Below are 18,371 nucleotides of genomic sequence, written 5' to 3'. Positions count from 1 at the left end.
GCTGTTTTTTATTTTTGATAAAACTTTATCAATTGAGTGAGTAAAATTTATTACTTAACCTTTAGTTTAGAATAGTTTTCGATGTGGTTCTTTATCAGAAATTATTCAAATTAGAATACATAACAGATACTGTTTAATTATATAAAACAGAAAAGCCTTTAAATTAATTTAAAGGCTTTTTAGTTGTTGTTAGTGTGTGTTGTTATGGAAATTATTTATTTGAATTGTTCGCTTACTGGTTTTACTGTTTTAATAATTCTCGCTGCAATTTTATAAGGATCACCGTTAGAAGCAGGTCTTCTGTCTTCTAGCCATCCTTTCCAGCCTTTTTCTACCGTAATTATTGGTATACGTATTGATGCTCCTCTATCTGAAACACCAAAACTAAAGTCTGTTATAGAAGCTGTTTCGTGTAAACCTGTTAAACGTTCGTCATTGTAAGCTCCGTAAACAGCAATGTGTTCTTTAGTTACAGGTCTAAATGCTTCACAAATAGTTTCATATATTTCTTGAGAACCACAAGTTCTTAATACTTCATTAGAAAAATTGGCATGCATTCCAGAACCATTCCAGTCTCCTTTTACAGGTTTAGGGTGGTATTCTATGTAGTAACCATATTTTTCTGTTAATCTATCTAGTAAATATCTAGAGATCCAAATTTCATCACCCGCTTTTTTTGCTCCTTGTGCGAATAATTGGTATTCCCATTGTCCTGAAGCAACCTCTTGGTTAATTCCTTCAAAATTTAAACCTGCTTCAATACATAAATCAGCATGTTCTTCAACGAAATCTCTACCATGTGTATTTTTTCCGCCTACAGAACAATAATACATTCCTTGTGGTCCTGGGTAACCGCCTATAGGAAACCCTAAAGGTAGTTGAGTTGCGGTATCCATAATAAAATACTCTTGCTCAAATCCAAACCAAAAATCATTATCATTATCATCAATAGTAGCTCTTCCGTTAGTTTCGTGCGGCGTACCATCTGCATTCATAACTTCTGTCATAACTAAATAACCGTTAACTCTTGCAGGATCTGGATAAATTGCCACAGGAACCAGTAAGCAATCTGATGCTCCACCAGAAGCTTGTTTTGTAGAAGATCCATCAAAAGACCAATTTCCTATCTCTTCAATTGTTCCTTGAAAATTATCGTGTTCTTCAACTTTTGTTTTGCTTCTTAGGTTTTGTGTTGGTTTATAACCGTCTAACCAAATGTACTCTAACTTAATTTTTGCCATGATAATATCGGAATGTGTTTATAATCAAATTCAATGCAAAAATGAATATTTTATATTTAATATTAAAATTTACGGGGGTAAAACTTTAAAAATTAACTTTAATTTAATTTTGACCCTATTTTTTAGGGGGTATTATTTAAAATAGATTATATTTTGTATTTTTGATATCGAATTTTACACCATATATAATGTCAACTTTAAGATTTAGCGCTTTAAAAGAAACTTTACATAGAAAACCAGTTTTTATAGAAGAAAAAGGACGTCGCTCTGAATTGTTCGGGAAAAATGTTTTTAATGAGCAAGCCATGCGTCAGTATATGACTAGAGATGCTTATAAGAGTGTTAAGGACGCAATTGAATTTGGAAGTAAAATAGATAGAAAAGTTGCCGATCAAATAGCGGTCAGTATGAAAGATTGGGCGTTGTCTAAAGGAGCAACACATTATACACATTGGTTTCAGCCGTTAACGGGTGCTACAGCTGAAAAGCACGATGCTTTTTTTGACACCATTGAAGGAGGTGGTGCAATGGAGCGTTTTGATGGAGAGCAATTAGTGCAGCAAGAACCAGACGCGTCTAGTTTTCCGCATGGCGGAATTAGAAATACATTTGAGGCCCGTGGTTATACAGCTTGGGACCCAACATCGCCCGCATTTATATATGGTACAACATTATGTATTCCAACTGTTTTTGTAGCGTATACAGGTGAAGCTTTAGATAATAAAGCTCCCTTGCTTAGGGCTTTACAGGCTGTGGATATAGCTGCAACGGCGGTTTGTAAGTATTTCGATAAAAATGTATCTAAAGTAAATGCTACTTTGGGCTGGGAGCAAGAATATTTTTTAATAGATACAGCTTTAATGTCTGCGCGTCCTGATTTAATGATGACAGGTAGAACTTTGTTAGGACATTCACCTGCAAAAGGACAACAATTAGATGATCATTATTTCGGGTCTATTCCTGATAGAGTGATGAGTTTTATGCGTGATTTGGAGCAGGAATGTATGTTGTTAGGAATCCCTGTAAAAACACGCCATAATGAAGTTGCTCCGAACCAATTTGAATTAGCACCAATTTTCGAAGAAGCAAATTTAGCAGTAGATCATAATTCGTTATTAATGGATGTGATGGAAAAAGTATCGCAACGTCATCAATTTAAAGTACTATTTCACGAAAAACCATTTAAAGGAATTAATGGTTCGGGTAAGCATAATAATTGGTCTTTGGCAACAAATACCGGAATTAATTTATTGAGTCCTGGTAAAACACCAATGAAAAATTTACAATTTTTAACCTTTTTTGTAAACACTATAAAAGCAGTTCATGATTACGAAGAATTAATAAGGGCTTCAATTGCAAGTGCGAGTAATGATCATCGATTAGGGGCAAATGAAGCTCCGCCAGCAATTATATCTGTATTTATAGGTTCGCAATTGTCTGAAGTTTTAGATGAGTTAGAAAATGTTACAAAAGGAAAGCTGTCACCACAAGAAAAAACAGACTTGAAGTTAAATATCGTAGGTAAAATTCCTGAAATATTATTAGATAATACAGATAGAAATAGAACATCTCCTTTTGCTTTCACTGGAAATAAATTCGAACTACGAGCTGTTGGTTCTTGGTCTAATTGTGCTGGGCCAATGACAGTTTTAAATACGATTATAGCGAAACAGTTAAAAGAATTTAAAATAGAGGTTGATGACTTGATAGATACTAAAAAGTTGAAAAAAGATGAGGCTGTTTTTAATGTGCTGCGAGAGTATATTAAAGCTTCAAAGAAAATTAGGTTTGAAGGTGATGGTTATGGTGAAGCATGGGAAAAAGAAGCTTTAAGAAGAGGTTTAAGTAATAATAAAACGACTCCTCAAGCTTTGAAAGCTAAAGCTTCTAAAAAAGCAATAGCACTTTTTATAGAAATGAATGTGATGAATAAAGTAGAGGTAGCTGCTCGTCACGAAATTGAATTAGAAGAATATGCTAAGCGCATTCAAATAGAAAGTAGGGTTTTAGGAGATATTGCAAGAAACCATGTAATTCCTACTGCAATTCAATATCAAAATACATTGATAGAAAATGTAAAAGGGTTAAAGGAAATTTTCGGAAAAGGGTTTGAGCAATATGCTAAAGAACAGATTGATTTAATTAAAACAATATCGATTCATATAGCGGAAATTAACTCGAAAATTGAAAAAATGACCGAAGAACGCAAAAAATCAAACAAACTCATTGGTCAAGAAAATGCAGATAGTTATTGCGATAAAGTAAAACCTTTTTTTGCTGAGATTCGTTATCATTGCGATAAGCTAGAGCTTATGGTTGATGATAATTTATGGCCTTTAACAAAGTATAGAGAATTGTTATTTACGAAGTAAGAAAAACTCTTTTTTTACAAAAGGAATTCCTTTGCACAACAAGGGTGTTTTCACCCTTTTTTTAATTTTATAGAAAGTAGAAAAGAAAGCTACGCCCTTTATTTTACTTGTTTTTATTGCTTTTTTATAAAAAAAAAACTACTGTTTATTAGTTAGTTACCCTTTGTAATAGAAGTGAATCTATGATCAGAAAATAAGTATAGATAAGCTATTAAAACATTAGAATAATTATGCTATATCAAAATGATCATAAATGTCTGTAGCTCCAAGGCCTACAGTGAAAAAAATATTTTTGTTTCTAAGAGCAATTTTCATCAATTTTTTTATACCATTAAGGCCATCAGAATCAATCTCTTTAATTTTGTCGATGTTTATAATTGTTTTTTTATTTCTTGAAATATAGTTTTCAAAATGAGTAATAAAAGATTTAATCGTCGAACAATTAATTTACCTTTTAAGTGAGAAATTCCTTTTTTATTTGAGATTTGTAAAGCCATGATTATGTGTTTTAATTGTTAGTGTTTTGTAAATATCTGGTTTAAATAAACTTGTATGTGTTTCTTTAGCTTAACTACATTTTTATGTAGGTAAGTGGTAGAAGTTAATTGATAATTAAAAACTTGTAGATATGTTTCTGGTTTGTTTAGTTGTAAGGATATACAAGGAATTTATATTCATTTGGTTTGTTTGATATATTAGTGTAATAGTCTTTATCAACAGTTGTTTTAAGTTTAAGTATTGGGAATTTAAGAATGTATTTATTACCTAATACTTTAATAAGTCTTACTAATGTCGGTTTAGATTTCATAATTATGTTATTTATTCTGCAATGTAGTTTGTGACATTAATAATTATAATTTTTTTAGATAAACACAAATAAACTTTAGATGAAATGGGAAAAACTAAGGGTTAATTAAAGTAGGAAAACATAAAATAAGAAACAGCTAAATATATGCCTTAAATAAAAATTAATAGAATTTTAACTGCAGAATGAGAGATATAAAAAAGCGAACCTAAGTTCGCTTAGTTTTAGATACAGTAACCAGATGCATAATGGTATTGACAGCTAGTAGCATAGGTTTCTCCAAAAGATGAATTGTTTTGAGCCAGATTAGAAGTAGTCCAACAATGTAAGCTTATGTTATAACATCTTTGTAGGCTGCCAGGACGATTACTTCCATTAATTTTTTTGTTCTGATTTATTTAGAATAGCACCAAATTTTAATTTTTTTTCAACATAATGTAAGTCTTAAGTTGTTAAATTTAGTTAGAGAAGAAAAAATCGTAATAAAAATAAAGCGAAATTATAAATATTAAATTATAAAAACAGTAGATTTTCTGACGCTTTAAAGCTGAAAGAAGATCATAGACGTAATTGTACTAAGTAAAAATATTTTTATAAAGATTATTTATTTAAGTTATAAAAAATATGATAATTATATCCGCTATTTATAAATAAAAAAATAAAAGTCCCTTCGATAAATTTAAACTTAATAATACTCTAAAAGTTATGTATAGATTATATGGCTCTAACTAGGTAATTTCCCTGTAATATATGCTACTATTGCATTATTAACTGTTCCCTTGGTAGCGTTTACAACATATCCACTAAATGTGATAACGTATACATTTAAATTTTTATCTTCAATTAATTTAAAGTATCCAGATCCATTTGTAATTGTTCCTACTGATATATGTTTATTTAAATCTTTAGATGTAAATTTATAGACAGTTTCACCATTAGTAATAGTTACGGTGATTGTGTTTTCGCTTATTCTTTTTTCTGCTGAAAAGACTAATGTTGCCTGAGGTACAGTTGTATTGGTTTTACTAATAGATAAACTTAATGGATAAATTGATAGTTGTTTCATATTTATATAATTTAAAATGACCTACTCTATTTAAATTAGGTTTTTCGGATTCCACCTTTAATAAAAAAAAAGGATAATAGCTATTCAATTAAGCATTATATTTTTCTAATTACGTTATAAAATTGAGGAATTAGTGACTGTAATTTTGAGAGAATTTAATAAGGTTCAGGTTTTTAGGTACAAGTGTAGTAATACCTATCATTAAATAATAAATAGTTGAATGAAATTTACCACAAGATCTTCAAATTGAAGCTCATTTTTATTGTCAAAAATTTTAGAAAACGAATATTAAAATAATTGTAGGTATTCCAGTCAACCAAAGAATGAAAAGGCGTTTTATGCACAGTTGTCTGGAGTACTTAAATTAGAACTAAAATATGATTAAAAACAGTAATAAAAGAGATATGAAATTAAAAACAAACACAACAAAAGATTTAGGAAGATATCCTATAAATGTTTATAGACTTAACAGAATATCAAAATAATTGTAGTAAAAAGGAAAAGAAGCATTCCATCAAAGTAATGCTTCTTTTTAAATCAAATAACCAACTAAACTATATAAACGAAAAATCAAATTTTAAACTATGCATTAAATATAATTTAAGAAGATGGTTGAATTTTTAAAAATTAGATAAATGGTATTTAAGTGTCGATAAAAAAACAAAGAATAAGGATAAGCAAACAGTGGGTACTTCAGTCAACAAAGTAGAATTAAAACTGTAGAAACTATTATAAACAATATAACAGTTAGATAAGTATTAGAAGAATATTTTGAAGAAGAATTTCCAAAATGTAAAAAACTAAATGGAGACGATTATGTATTTGAATTCAATAACTTACTTCAGCTAAATTGCGTAAAGTATATTTAACAACAAGATATAAGGTAACTAAGTACTTTAATAAAGATCACATAAATGTTATTGAAGTATTTTCTTTAATTGTCGTAATTTTAAAATAAATTTAGAGTAACAATTGAAGGGGCTACAATCATAGTAAGACGAATAAAAAGTGTAGAATCATCTATTAGTCACAGAATACTTTTATTCAAATTAGATATTTATGGTAGGTTTATTTTTGCTAAAACCGCAAATAACCTTCTAAACTTAAAAAAAGATGAACCCGATAGTTTTAGAAAAGGAGAGAGAAAATATGGGGCAATGCATTTTACTCTTAGGTCTTTATTGGTTCATTTCAGAGGTTGCTTTAAAATACATTTAGAAAAAAAAACATTTTCTTTTATCATAACCGAATAATAGAGTTGAATTAACACAACAAACTGTAGGTTTTATAAGAAGAAAAACTCTTCGTAAAAGGGCTTGACTATGTTAGAAGTGCTAGTTTTTTAATTTGGATGGTACTAGAAGTAAGTAAATGTTTTTAGAAATAAAAAAGAAAATGAATCATTACTGATTCCCTTTAATACTCAAATATAAAGTCCCCCGAATTTATATAGAATTAAACATTAGATGAAAAGGTTAATAAAACTTACAAACTATAATAACTGTAGTTTATGGGGAACGAAAATTTATTAGCAGATATTAGAAACAAACTTTCTCCTACAAGCAACATAATAGCATTGGCACAGGAATTAATTAACGTCCCTAATAGAAAAAATAGGGAATAAATAATTAGCTATATGAAAGAAGGGGTTGCCACAAGCTAAAGGAAGTATTGAGCACGTAAGAGAATTTAAACTGTAGGTTTTCAGAACCTTTAAAAATAAAAAGTTCATTGACATAATTGTGGTAAGTGAAAAGAATATACTTATATCTTAAAAGAGAAAAAAACTTCAAAAATTTAAATAATATGTTTTTGTAATTGGCGTTATATTGTTTACAAGTACTTATGTTTTTACAAGACCATTTATTTTAAAAAATTTTAATTTTAGTGAAACAGGACAGATTGGAGATACAATTGGAGGAATAACAGCGTCAATAATAAATTTAATAGGAGCAGTATTAGTTTACATTTCTTTTAAAGAACAAATAAAAGCTAATGAAACATAATCCAGATTACTTGAGAATGAAATTGACAATCAAAAATATGATAGAAATTTTCAAATAGCACTTGATCTATTTAAATCCCTTAAAGAGGATTACAGAGAAATAAAGAAAGGTAAAATACAGGTAAAACAGCATTAATAGATTTTGTTAATGTAATATTTGAATACAAAGATTCGGAAGATTTTAAAGATAATAATTTTAATAAATCTCCCAATTTATTCTCAATGGAAATTTTTAATAGTAGAGTTTGACATAATTTATTCTCACCTTGAGCAATCAAAATTTAGAAAAGTTGAATACATTAATAAAAAACTATTATAAAATTCAACTTGAACCTCAAACTAATTTTATAAAGAAAATATTAGAAAAGTATGATTATGATTTAGAATTGATAAAAATAATTAATAATATAATTAAGGATTAACTAAAAAGCTATTACATACAAAATATTACTTAGCACAAAGCAACTCCCACAAGGTGTTGTTTTTTTATATCCAAGACTTGAGTAAATGAGTATTAATAAACCTGTAGGTTTTAAAACAAAAAAAGCTCCTGCGGGAGGAGCCATAAAAACAAAACTGGGGATTAATATTTTAAGGGGAAAATCAATGACTTATAAATTTTAATTTAATTATTTTTTTCAAAATTTAGAGGTAATTGTTAAAAAGGGATAAAATAACTTTTACACTATTGAGACACGGTTATTTATAATAAGTCACAAATAAAGAGGAAAAGAAAAGAAGCCGTCCTTTCTGATAAATCCCATTCAAGATAATTAATTCAAACTTAAACTATGCCATAAAGATAATTTAGTAAGAGAGGCTAGTTTTTGAATGTGAGATAAATAGTATTAAAGTATTGATTAAAAAAATTAAAAAGTAAGGATAAATAAACTGTAGTAAAATAATTTTAAATAAAGGTTTTAAGTATCAAATTATGATTCAAAGTATAGAGTGCAACAGTTCATATAGTATCAAAATTTAAAAAAATAGATTTTAATTGGTTTTCGAAATTCATATTCCGTCTAATTGGTATCGTATTTTAGTTTATCAAAAAACAACTTTCATAAAAGAGGAATTTACAAGAGAGCATCTATGGGAGTTGTTGAAAAAAATAACTATATAACAATTAAAAGAAAGTATTAAATAACAGTAGATTTTAAATAAAAAAATGACCCCTGGGGAGGAGTCATAAAAACAAAAAGGGGAAATAAATTTTATTGTCAAATAACCCTTCAAAAGAAAATTTAACTATAAAACGAAAATCAAATTTTAAACTACACAATAAAGATAATTTAAGGAGATTACTAATTTTTAAAAATTAGATTATTGGTGTTTAAGTATCGATGAAAAGAAAAATAGTATAGGTAAACAAACTTTAGATAAGAAGAATAAAAAAAGAAACCTTTACATCTCCTTTTAATATTCAAAGTATAAAGTCACCTGAATTTATATAAATTGATCAGGTTTTTAGACTAAATAGCTTGAAATTAAAAAACAAACTGTAGTTTGGTAAACTAAATTGATAATGATAATTAATATAAAGTTAATAAAGGCGCTTATGAATGAGTTAACAATGCTTCATTCATATTTCAAATAGGTAAGATGAACAAGGTTCAGGTTATTTAAACTAATCTAGGTGGTTTTTATCAGTTTAAAAGTAGAGTGATATATTTGTTTTCTTTATTTAAAAATGTAAATTTATGATGTGACATCACTTTATATTCCATGATTTTTTTAGAATACGCGTCTGTTATTAAGGCAAAATAACTTGGGTTTTTGTTTTTTTCTGATAAGAATCTTAAACTCTTTATTGGTAAAATCTATCATCATATCAAATATAATTACTTTCATACCATCTCTGACGGCTAAATATTTAGCTCTGTTCTTTTTGCTTCTCTAACAACCTAACTTATTATTCTAATTCTAAAAGATGCTGTGCTGGTGTTTGGAATATGCATTTGTGAATTGTAAAATTGATAATCAAAATCACCGTATTTTTTTAATCAAGTTCTAACTTTAGAGTTTACTTGAATACCACACTTATTTAATGCTTTGGTTTTAGTTAGTAGACCTTATTCAGACTTTTGTAGAATCTTTAGATTTAAACTATAAATCCTTTTTGGTAGGCTTTCTGTAGTTTGATTCCATTTTATAATGTTGAGTATAACAATATATCAGGATGGGACAGTAAATCAATAAAAAAAGCGAACGTTAAAAAACGTTCGCTTTTTTTATTGATTTAAAATATAGATAAACTAAATTTGCAGTAACAACAACACAACACATGGGTAACGAAGTATCTAAACGCTACGCACAGCGCGGAGTATCAGCATCTAAAGAAGATGTGCACAATGCAATTAAAAATATAGACAAAGGCTTGTTTCCAAAAGCTTTCTGTAAAATTGTTCCAGATTATTTAACAAATGATGATGATTATTGTTTAATTATGCATGCAGATGGTGCAGGAACAAAATCATCTTTGGCATATATGTATTGGAAAGAAACAGGAGACATTTCTGTTTGGAAAGGAATTGCACAAGATGCACTAATTATGAATATTGATGATTTATTATGTGTAGGCGCTACAGATAATATTATGTTATCATCAACTATTGGACGTAATAAAAGTAAAATTCCTGGAGAAGTTTTATCAGCAATTATTAATGGTACAGAAGAATTAATCGAAGATCTAAAAGGTTTCGGAGTAACTATTCATTCAACCGGAGGTGAAACTGCAGATGTTGGTGATTTGGTTCGTACAATTATTGTAGATTCTACTGTAACAGCACGTATGAAACGTACCGATGTTATTGATAATGCAAATATTAAAGCCGGAGATGTAATTGTTGGTTTAGAATCGTTTGGACAAGCAACTTACGAAACTGAATATAATGGAGGAATGGGATCTAACGGATTAACATCTGCCCGTCATGATGTTTTTGACAACTATTTAGCTGCTAAATATCCTGAGAGTTATGATGCAGCAGTTCCTGCAGATCTCGTGTATTCTGGTAACGCAAAATTAACTGATGAAGTAGAGGATTCGCCTATAGATGCAGGTAAATTGGTATTGTCGCCAACAAGAACGTATGCGCCAATTATTAAAGAAATTTTATCAAAATTTAATACAGATACTGTTCACGGAATGATTCATTGTTCTGGAGGCGCTCAAACTAAAATTTTGCATTTTGTTGATGAATTACATATTATAAAAGATAATATGTTTCCAATTCCGCCTTTATTTAAATTGATACAAGAACAATCTAAAACAGATTGGAAAGAAATGTATCAGGTATTTAATTGCGGGCATAGAATGGAATTATATGTATCACCAGAGGTAGCTGAAGATATTATTGCTATTTCTAAAAGCTATAATGTAAATGCGCAGATTGTTGGTAGAGTGGAAGCCTCTGAAACTAAAAAACTGACTATAAATAGTGAGTTTGGAACTTTTGAATATTAAACTAAAAAGTATTTCATATTTAAAAACCTCAGTTATTATGCTGAGGTTTTTTGTTTTAATTTAAAACAGAAGTATGTAGTTTTATTTCATTAAGTGTTTTCCATACTTTATGATTAAACTCTTTAGGCGAGAACTTAAATAGAATAACTGTTTTTTTTTCTTTTTTGCAATAATTGCTTTCTATTAAAACATTTAGAGTAATTAACTTATTGGTAGCAAAACGATCAAAAGTATTAATATATCCTTTGAAAAAAGTAGTTGATTTGACCTTTTTTATACTAGTTATTTTAGCAGACGCATACTTTTTATCAGCTGTAGCATTCATATCAACTTTATTTAAGCTATTAAAATATTTTACTAAATCGAGTGTTAGTTCTTCTTCGGTAATTTTTCTATTTACATTAATATTCCAAGCATATGTGTATGACCAAAAAAACGTGTGCTCTGGCTTTATCCAACCTTTAGGAGGGAATCTTATATCGCCTACACCAATATAATTCATATGTCTTGCGGGAAAACGAAGAACTTCTTGTCCCCAGGTAGAATCTAGTGCAATCAAATTAAATTCATCCTTTTGAGAAAATATAGTTGTAATGCTAAATAGTAGAGTAATAAGTGTAATAATTTTATTATTCATAGTATTAGTTTTTTTATTGAATATGATAACTGTTATAATGTATCGTATGTCTAAATTAACAACCAAATAATTCTACACTCATTTTACCATTTACTTGTTTTATGATAAATGATATTTTTTCTAAAGTACATCGTGGTTCAATAGTAAATTGAATGTATCCTTTTATTTGAAAGTTTTTAGTTGAGTTTAGTTTTATTTTCTGACGATATGTGGTGTTTTTTCTAACCCAATTAACTGTGCCGTTCGTAAACGGATGCTCATCATATTCTTCAACAGAAAGCGGTTTTTCAATAAGCTTACCTAATAAACTAAATTTATCAGTAGTGTTAAAAACTACTTTAAACTTTCCTTTAAATTCACGTTTAGCATTCGGAGATATAAAATGAGCATTATCAAATAATTCCATTGAGATTGATAAGTCATATTCATTATTTTGTAATTTTTTTGAAGCTAATTTTAATTTGTAAGGCTCAGAATTTTTTCTTTTTTGGCTATCAAAATAGTTTAAAGGAGTTTGTGTAGTTGTATATTGAGTTGCTACATTGTTGGCGACTATTAAATTTACTGGATTAACACTTTGTTTTTTACAGCTTATTGTAAGAATTAGACAACAACATATTATTGTATTTTTCATTTTATAGAGATTTAAAAATTACTATTGAATAGAAATTCACTATTATATTAAGAACATGATAAAAGTAAGGTTAGCAATTGCTAAGAGTGTCAAAAAAATGTAAAAGAAGTGTGAATGGTTGTAAAAAGTCATAAAAATGTATGTTATTTACCAGGATTATGAACAAGAACAAAATTTATATATATTGCGGCTTTGCTTTTTTTCTCCTTTTAGGATGGTTTTTTTCTACTACAAATAGTAGTAAAGATTTTACAGAAAGAGTAAAGGTTTCTTTGCGAGATGTAGGTAATCAATTATTGCTTTCTGATAAAGATTCAACATCTTTAGTTTTACCAATTATCGAATTAGAAAATAATAAGTATGAATTGTCTTTTCAAAAGAAGTTTTCTTTTGAGCCAGACAATTTAGTTACTTTTATAAATACTAGTTTTAGTAAAGTAAAATTACCAAATGATTATAGGGTAGAAGTATTGCGATGTTTAAATAGTGAAGTAAGTTATAGTTATCAAAACAGCGCTTTAAAAAAGAGTACAATAATACCTTGCAGAGAACGTGTTTTACCTAAAGGATGTTATGTTATTCAGGTAGTGTTTTTTGCGTATGAAATTTCTTTTTGGCATAGTAATTTCTTTTTAATTGGATTACTTCTTTTGGTAATCGTTTTTATAATTCATATACTATTTTCTGGAAAAAAGGAAGTTGTTAATACAAGCGAAAATATTAAAGAGTATACTAAAATAGGAAGCTTTCAGTTTTACCCAACACAAAATAAATTGGTAAAAAAAGCAACAGAAATAAGTCTTTCTAAAAAAGAATGTGAAATTCTTGCAATCTTTGTGGCAAGCCCAAATCAAATTATAAAACGAGAAGATCTTACTAAAAAAGTATGGGAAGATAACGGTGTTTTTGTGGGTAGAAGCTTAGATACGTATATATCTAAATTACGAAAAAAATTAAAAGAAGACAGTTCTATTAAATTAACCAATGTGCATGGTGTTGGTTATAAGTTAGAGGTTTTTTAGTTTTATTTTAAACATTTTAGCAGCAGAGGTATAACCACCTTCGGTGCCATCTACAAAATGAGAGTGTTTTGTTTTTCTATCTAATACATAGCATGACATAACAGAAGCATGGGTTATATGAATACCATATATAATTTTTTTATCTCTTTCTAGTTCGTCTAAATACTTTATAAAAGGTTTAATTTTGTCTTCATCAGCAATAAAAATAGTGTTTATCATACCGTCTAACATAAAAGTATGTGATAATTGACCAATTTGCTTTAAATATTGTTTCCCATCATCAGAAAGGTTCAAGTAAAATTTACCTATAAGAGTAGAAGTCCATTTTTTTAATAAATAGGCTAAACTTTTATCAGCTAAACTAATTTTCATTTCTTTCCATATTTTAGAAATATTAAAGTTTAACTTTAAATTAGTCGCCACTATAGGTTGTCTGTCTTTAAAAGAACCAAAACTTAAATCCATTTTAGCAAGCACGTTTCTGTAAACTTCTCTTTGATTAATTTCAGTTATAGAATCTAGTAGTAAACAGATAACCTTTTGTTTGTTTTGATTCGGTTTTATTTGTTTCCATCTACACTCCATGCCTTCTAAATTTAAAAGGTTTTCATTAAAACTGATAGCATTTTTTTCTTCGAAAGTTTTTTTAATATATTCTTCAGCTTTCTTTAAACTGTTTCCTAGTACAACCGGAATAGTTAGTTGATTTGTTAGTTGATGTTTTGCAATCTTTAAATTATGTTTTTCAGAAGTTAGTTTATTAACAGAAATATGACCAACCCTAAGTGTTAGGTTCGTATTTCTTTTAATATGAAGGCTATAGTTTTCTAAGATGATTAAAATAGGTTTTAAGATAGTTTTAGGTATAATAAAAGTAGCTCCGTCGCCGCCAAAAAAATAAGGTATTTCAATATTTTTTTTCTCTTTTCTAATGGTATTTAAAACAGAGATAATTGCTCCGGTAGCCGTTAAGTTTACCTGGTGGTGCTTTCCTTCGTTAACAGCTTTTGTAGAATTTTCAATATCAACCACTACCACATACCAGGTTTTTGGTATGTCAGAAAAACACGATTCATCAGTTAGAAGGTTAACAAGAGTATCTTCATATTTTTTTAAATTATTGTAGTATTTGATGTTTTCTGCCATTAGTACATATTATAGCTTTGTTTATATATTATTTTAGTATATTTTTTAAAAAAAAGAGATTATAAAAGGTGAATTTTATTTAAAGGTAGCTATTTTCTTATTGTTTGTTAAAAACAAAATCTACAGAAAATTCCTCATTAGATATTTTACATTTTAATTGCTGATTGTCTAAAAAATAGTAAATCTTTTTAGGAAACTCATTCTCTTTATTTTCACAGACAAAAGAAGTGTCAGTTTGTTGGGTAAACTTAAATAAAGTAGGTTTTTCGTTTACACCTTCAACTTTTAAATGTAAAGTGTCCTTAATAGTTACGATGCTCATTATTTCTTTAAAAATAGTATCCGATTCTTTTAAAGTAAAGCCAATCGCTGTTAAATCTTTGTTCCAAAAATCGAAGGTGCTTTTGCCCGGTTTTTCATTTACACGTTCCCATTTACCAACGAGCCAATTAGGTTGTGGTTTTTGTGCTTTTTTACAAGAAAATAATGCAATAGCAAAGAGTAAAAGGAAGTAGTTTTTCATAAATTTAGATTTTTATAAGGCGTTTATATAGTTGTATTGAATTAATTCTTCGGGAGATTTTAATAATCTACTCCAACCATCTTTTAGTAAATACAGGGTGTCGGAAATATCTAAAATATCTTTATATAAATGATCGGTAATAATAATTATTTTATGCTGTTTTTCAATCTCTAGTACTTCTTTTAGTTTTTTAATATAAAGCGGTGCTAAATGAGAAAAAGGTTCATCAAATAGTACAATTTTTGCATCAGATTTTAGAATGATGTACGTTTCTATCAATCTTTTTTCTCCTCCAGAAAACTTAGAGAAACGATGCTGTTTCTGAGATTCAAAAAGAGGGAAATCAGTTAAGAAATCAGTAAAAGAAGCATTGAAAAATTTAAAACCTTCTTGCAAAGAAATAGTATTAGGTATGATATGAAACTGTGGTAAATATTTAACAATCCCTTTTTTGTAAAGTGGCGTTAAAATAGGTTTGCTATCTATTCTAAGTAGTTTGCTTTTTGGTAGCAGTTCGCCAAAGATAATTCTTAATAAAGATGTTTTTCCGGATCCGTTGCTTCCTAAAATACCTGTAATTTTTCCTTTTTTGGCATTAAAGTAAATGGCTTTTAAAATTTCGGTAGCGCCAAAATTTAGTTCAATATTATCAATTTCTAAACAATCCATTTCATGCAAATGTTTAGTGTTATGGTAATAATAAGGTTGATGAAAAAAACGAAAGCATATAATTTAAGTTCAGTAATACCCATATTGTAATAAAAATATAGTTTTTCTTTTTTTCGATCATTAATAAAATTCTGATAAAACCAAACTAATAAAGAAGCTATAAATAAGGTAAGTACAGCCAATGGCATCATTTTGAACTTAAGTACCACAAAAAGAGTAAGCGCTAAGGGAAGGAAAAACTTAGTTTTATAAAAAAGAAAATAAAGCTGCAATGTTTTCATTATTGATGAATCAGTTTTAAATCAAATATAGTTAATTGAATTTTAAAAATAATTCCGATAAAAAACGTAAATTCGCAAACCAGAAAAGTTAGAAGATGTTAGATAAAATTAGAATTATAAAACAACGTTATGATGAGGTTTCGGATTTAATTATCCAACCAGATATTATAATGGATCAAAAGCGTTACGCTAAATTAAGCAAAGAATATAAAGATTTAGGTAAGGTTGTAGAAAAAGGTAATGAATATAAAAGTCTAACTGATTCAATTGAAGAGGCTAAGGAAATTATTGCAGATGGAAGTGATGCAGAAATGACTGAGATGGCTAAAATGGAAATGGATGAGGCAAAGAAGCGTATTCCGGTTTTAGAAGATGAAATTAAATTCATGTTAATACCTAAAGATCCAGAAGATGCCAAAAATGCCGTTGTAGAATTGAGAGCTGGTGCAGGTGGTGATGAAGCCAGTATTTTTGCTGGTGAATTATTTAGAATGTATACTAAATACTGTGAAGGTAGAGGGTGGAAAGTAAGTACAGTAGATTATTCTGAAGGAACTAACGGAGGATTTAAAGAAATTCAGTTTGAAGTTTCTGGAGATGATGTTTACGGAACGTTAAAGTTTGAAGCAGGTGTACACCGTGTGCAACGTGTGCCGCAAACAGAAACTCAGGGTCGCGTGCATACGTCGGCAGCTACTTGTATGGTTTTTCCTGAAGCAGAAGAGTTTGATGTAGAGATAAACCCAAAAGAAGTAAGAATCGATTTTTTCTGTTCTTCAGGTCCAGGAGGTCAGTCGGTAAACACAACTTATTCGGCAGTACGATTAACGCACATTCCTACTGGTTTAGTAGCGCAATGTCAAGATCAGAAATCGCAGCATAAAAATAAAGAAAAGGCTTTTAAAGTATTACGTTCTCGTTTATACGAAATGGAATTGGCTAAGAAAAATGCCGAGGATGCTTTAAAAAGAGGTACGATGGTTACTTCTGGAGATAGATCTGCTAAGATTAGAACGTATAACTTTCCACAAGGTCGTATGACAGACCACAGAATCGGATTGACATTATATGATTTATCGAATATTATAAATGGAGATATCCAAAAAATTATTGATGAGTTAATGATGGCAGAAAATACCTCTAAACTAAAAGAGTTAGGAGAATCTATTTAAGCATTTTCTGTTTAATACTATAAAGAATAAAAAAAGCAACCAAATTGGTTGCTTTTTTAGTATTGTAAAAAAAAGATATTTAATAGGTACTACTCAAATTCTTCGTCGAAATTAATCTCATCAAAAGAATCTTCATCGTCAGCATAATCTTCCATTGTTTGCTCTAGTTTAGAGCTGATTTTGACTAAATATAAAGTGTCGTCTGTTTTAACCTCTACAGCTTTAATAGTCTCGTTTTTGGCATTTTTAAACGAAATAATATCACTGTGATCGTATCCGTTAGGATATTCTTCAATTAACAAATCTAAAATACTAGCTGTTAGTTTTTCGTAGCTTACAATAACTCTTTTCATCCTTTTACATTTTTAATAGATAGGCAAAAATTAACGGAGCAACAATAGTAGCATCACTTTCTATAATAAACTTAGGCGTATCAATATCTAATTTACCCCAAGTAATTTTTTCATTTGGTACCGCACCAGAGTATGAACCATAACTTGTTGTAGAATCAGAAATCTGACAGAAATAACTCCAAAATGGTGTTTCTGGTTTTTCCATATCTTGGTACAGCATTGGCACAACACAAATTGGGAAATCACCAGCAATACCACCACCTATTTGGAAAAATCCAATTCCGTTTTCAGAATTATTTGTATACCAATCGGCAAGGAAAGTCATGTATTCTATACCCGATTTTACTGTACTTGCTTTTAACTCACCTTTTAAAACATAAGAAGCAAAAATATTCCCCATGGTAGAATCTTCCCAACCAGGACAAATAATTGGCAAGTTTTTTTCTGCAGCAGCATACATCCAAGAATCTTTAATGTCTATTTCGTAATATTCTTCTAAAACGCCAGATAACAATAATTTGTACATATATTCATGTGGCAAATAACGTTCACCTTTTGCTTCTGCATCTTTCCATATTTTTACAATATGCTCTTGAATTCTTCTAAAAGCTTCTTCTTCAGGGATACAAGTATCGGTAACACGGTTTAACCCTTTTTCTAATAAATCCCACTCATCTTGTGGCGTTAAATCGCGGTAGTTAGGTATGCGCTTGTAATGAGAATGTGCTACTAAATTCATTACATCCTCCTCTAAATTAGCACCGGTACACGAAATAATATGTACTTTATCTTGACGAATCATTTCTGCAAAAATCTTACCTAATTCAGCCGTGCTCATTGCACCCGCTAAAGAAACTAACATTTTAGAACCTTTTTCTAATTGTGTTTCGTACCCTTTGGCAGCATCTACTAAAGATGCTGCGTTAAAGTGTAAAAAGTATTTTTCTATAAAATTTGATATTGGTTTGTTCATTTTTATTTT

15 protein-coding genes are annotated in these 18,371 nt (G+C 29.0%); 5 read left to right on the top strand and 10 right to left on the bottom strand.

Features of this window, described 5'->3' with window-relative positions; genetic code table 11:
• Positions 1-215 precede the first annotated feature (215 nt).
• Positions 216-1,241 (bottom strand): glutamine synthetase beta-grasp domain-containing protein, encoded by a 1,026-nt coding sequence (locus RRF68_RS06180; RefSeq protein WP_315945326.1) that lies wholly within the window; start codon positions 1,239-1,241, stop codon positions 216-218.
• A 188-nt stretch (positions 1,242-1,429) separates the two neighbouring features.
• On the opposite strand from RRF68_RS06180, the gene RRF68_RS06175 reads away from it, so the two are divergent.
• Positions 1,430-3,613, top strand: a complete 2,184-nt coding sequence (locus RRF68_RS06175; RefSeq protein WP_315945325.1) for a glutamine synthetase III — start codon at positions 1,430-1,432, stop codon at positions 3,611-3,613.
• A 643-nt stretch (positions 3,614-4,256) separates the two neighbouring features.
• On the opposite strand, the gene RRF68_RS06170 is transcribed toward RRF68_RS06175, so the two are convergent.
• Positions 4,257-4,421, bottom strand: a complete 165-nt coding sequence (locus tag RRF68_RS06170; RefSeq protein WP_315945324.1) for a hypothetical protein — start codon at positions 4,419-4,421, stop codon at positions 4,257-4,259.
• Positions 4,422-5,142: 721 nt separating this feature from the next.
• Positions 5,143-5,484, bottom strand: coding sequence for a hypothetical protein (locus tag RRF68_RS06165; RefSeq protein ID WP_315945323.1), 342 nt, complete (start codon positions 5,482-5,484; stop codon positions 5,143-5,145).
• Positions 5,485-7,313: 1,829 nt separating this feature from the next.
• Here RRF68_RS06165 and RRF68_RS06160 point away from each other — a divergent pair.
• Positions 7,314-7,490, top strand: a complete 177-nt coding sequence (locus RRF68_RS06160; RefSeq protein WP_315945322.1) for a hypothetical protein — start codon at positions 7,314-7,316, stop codon at positions 7,488-7,490.
• A 2,283-nt stretch (positions 7,491-9,773) separates the two neighbouring features.
• Positions 9,774-10,952: an AIR synthase related protein gene (locus RRF68_RS06155; protein WP_315945321.1), complete on the top strand. Its 1,179-nt coding sequence runs from the start codon at positions 9,774-9,776 to the stop codon at positions 10,950-10,952.
• Between the two features lie 55 nt (positions 10,953-11,007).
• Here the strand turns inward: RRF68_RS06155 and RRF68_RS06150 are convergent, their stop codons facing one another.
• Entirely contained in the window at positions 11,008-11,589 is a 582-nt protein-coding gene (locus tag RRF68_RS06150) for a hypothetical protein (protein ID WP_315945320.1), read from the bottom strand.
• Between the two features lie 55 nt (positions 11,590-11,644).
• On the bottom strand, positions 11,645-12,223 hold the full coding sequence (locus RRF68_RS06145) for a hypothetical protein (protein ID WP_275315160.1): 579 nt from the start codon (positions 12,221-12,223) through the stop codon (positions 11,645-11,647).
• Between the two features lie 158 nt (positions 12,224-12,381).
• Between RRF68_RS06145 and RRF68_RS06140 the strand changes: the two genes are divergently transcribed.
• Positions 12,382-13,245: a winged helix-turn-helix domain-containing protein gene (locus tag RRF68_RS06140; RefSeq protein ID WP_255554351.1), complete on the top strand. Its 864-nt coding sequence runs from the start codon at positions 12,382-12,384 to the stop codon at positions 13,243-13,245.
• Here the strand turns inward: RRF68_RS06140 and RRF68_RS06135 are convergent.
• The 3 genes from RRF68_RS06135 to RRF68_RS06125 all read right to left on the bottom strand — a co-directional run bounded on the left by RRF68_RS06135 (position 13,231) and on the right by RRF68_RS06125 (position 15,583).
• Positions 13,231-14,391 carry a DUF3095 family protein gene (locus RRF68_RS06135; RefSeq protein ID WP_315945319.1) on the bottom strand — a complete coding sequence of 387 codons (1,161 nt, stop codon included), beginning with the start codon at positions 14,389-14,391 and terminating at the stop codon, positions 13,231-13,233. The two genes, RRF68_RS06140 and RRF68_RS06135, sit on opposite strands and share 15 nt — an antisense overlap.
• A gap of 97 nt (positions 14,392-14,488) precedes the next feature.
• The gene (locus RRF68_RS06130; RefSeq protein WP_315945318.1) at positions 14,489-14,914 is read right to left on the bottom strand and encodes a hypothetical protein; all 426 of its coding nucleotides are present in this window, start codon (positions 14,912-14,914) and stop codon (positions 14,489-14,491) included.
• A 12-nt stretch (positions 14,915-14,926) separates the two neighbouring features.
• The gene (locus RRF68_RS06125) at positions 14,927-15,583 is read right to left on the bottom strand and encodes an ATP-binding cassette domain-containing protein (RefSeq protein ID WP_315945317.1); all 657 of its coding nucleotides are present in this window, start codon (positions 15,581-15,583) and stop codon (positions 14,927-14,929) included.
• 376 nt (positions 15,584-15,959) lie between these two features.
• On the opposite strand from RRF68_RS06125, the gene prfA reads away from it, so the two are divergent.
• Positions 15,960-17,036 (top strand): peptide chain release factor 1, encoded by a 1,077-nt coding sequence (gene prfA / locus RRF68_RS06120; protein ID WP_218771254.1) that lies wholly within the window; start codon positions 15,960-15,962, stop codon positions 17,034-17,036.
• A gap of 89 nt (positions 17,037-17,125) precedes the next feature.
• Here the strand turns inward: prfA and RRF68_RS06115 are convergent, their stop codons facing one another.
• Both RRF68_RS06115 and RRF68_RS06110 read right to left on the bottom strand, forming a co-directional pair.
• Positions 17,126-17,389: a hypothetical protein gene (locus tag RRF68_RS06115; RefSeq protein WP_315945316.1), complete on the bottom strand. Its 264-nt coding sequence runs from the start codon at positions 17,387-17,389 to the stop codon at positions 17,126-17,128.
• Between the two features lie 4 nt (positions 17,390-17,393).
• Complete coding sequence (locus RRF68_RS06110; RefSeq protein WP_218771252.1) at positions 17,394-18,362, bottom strand: deoxyhypusine synthase family protein; 969 nt, start codon at positions 18,360-18,362, stop codon at positions 17,394-17,396.
• Positions 18,363-18,371 lie beyond the last annotated feature (9 nt).

Origin of the sequence: Tenacibaculum sp. HL-MS23, assembly GCF_032463465.1 — a bacterium.
GTDB lineage: Bacteria > Bacteroidota > Bacteroidia > Flavobacteriales > Flavobacteriaceae > Polaribacter > Polaribacter bernardetii.
Note: the sequence above shows the minus strand (reverse complement) of the source record. Positions and strands in the feature narration are given on the sequence as shown.

Bases quoted from the DNA above. Each gene is read 5' to 3' on its own strand.
- RRF68_RS06110 (WP_218771252.1), bottom strand. From the start codon at position 18,362: ATGAACAAACCAATATCAAATTTTATAGAAAAATACTTTTTACACTTT.
- RRF68_RS06145 (WP_275315160.1), bottom strand. From the start codon at position 12,223: ATGAAAAATACAATAATATGTTGTTGTCTAATTCTTACAATAAGCTGT.
- RRF68_RS06140 (WP_255554351.1), top strand. From the start codon at position 12,382: ATGAACAAGAACAAAATTTATATATATTGCGGCTTTGCTTTTTTTCTC.
- RRF68_RS06180 (WP_315945326.1), bottom strand. From the start codon at position 1,241: ATGGCAAAAATTAAGTTAGAGTACATTTGGTTAGACGGTTATAAACCA.
- RRF68_RS06125 (WP_315945317.1), bottom strand. From the start codon at position 15,583: ATGGATTGTTTAGAAATTGATAATATTGAACTAAATTTTGGCGCTACC.
- prfA (WP_218771254.1), top strand. From the start codon at position 15,960: ATGTTAGATAAAATTAGAATTATAAAACAACGTTATGATGAGGTTTCG.
- RRF68_RS06135 (WP_315945319.1), bottom strand. From the start codon at position 14,391: ATGGCAGAAAACATCAAATACTACAATAATTTAAAAAAATATGAAGAT.
- RRF68_RS06115 (WP_315945316.1), bottom strand. From the start codon at position 17,389: ATGAAAAGAGTTATTGTAAGCTACGAAAAACTAACAGCTAGTATTTTA.
- RRF68_RS06165 (WP_315945323.1), bottom strand. From the start codon at position 5,484: ATGAAACAACTATCAATTTATCCATTAAGTTTATCTATTAGTAAAACC.
- RRF68_RS06150 (WP_315945320.1), bottom strand. From the start codon at position 11,589: ATGAATAATAAAATTATTACACTTATTACTCTACTATTTAGCATTACA.
- RRF68_RS06155 (WP_315945321.1), top strand. From the start codon at position 9,774: ATGGGTAACGAAGTATCTAAACGCTACGCACAGCGCGGAGTATCAGCA.
- RRF68_RS06170 (WP_315945324.1), bottom strand. From the start codon at position 4,421: ATGAAATCTAAACCGACATTAGTAAGACTTATTAAAGTATTAGGTAAT.
- RRF68_RS06175 (WP_315945325.1), top strand. From the start codon at position 1,430: ATGTCAACTTTAAGATTTAGCGCTTTAAAAGAAACTTTACATAGAAAA.
- RRF68_RS06130 (WP_315945318.1), bottom strand. From the start codon at position 14,914: ATGAAAAACTACTTCCTTTTACTCTTTGCTATTGCATTATTTTCTTGT.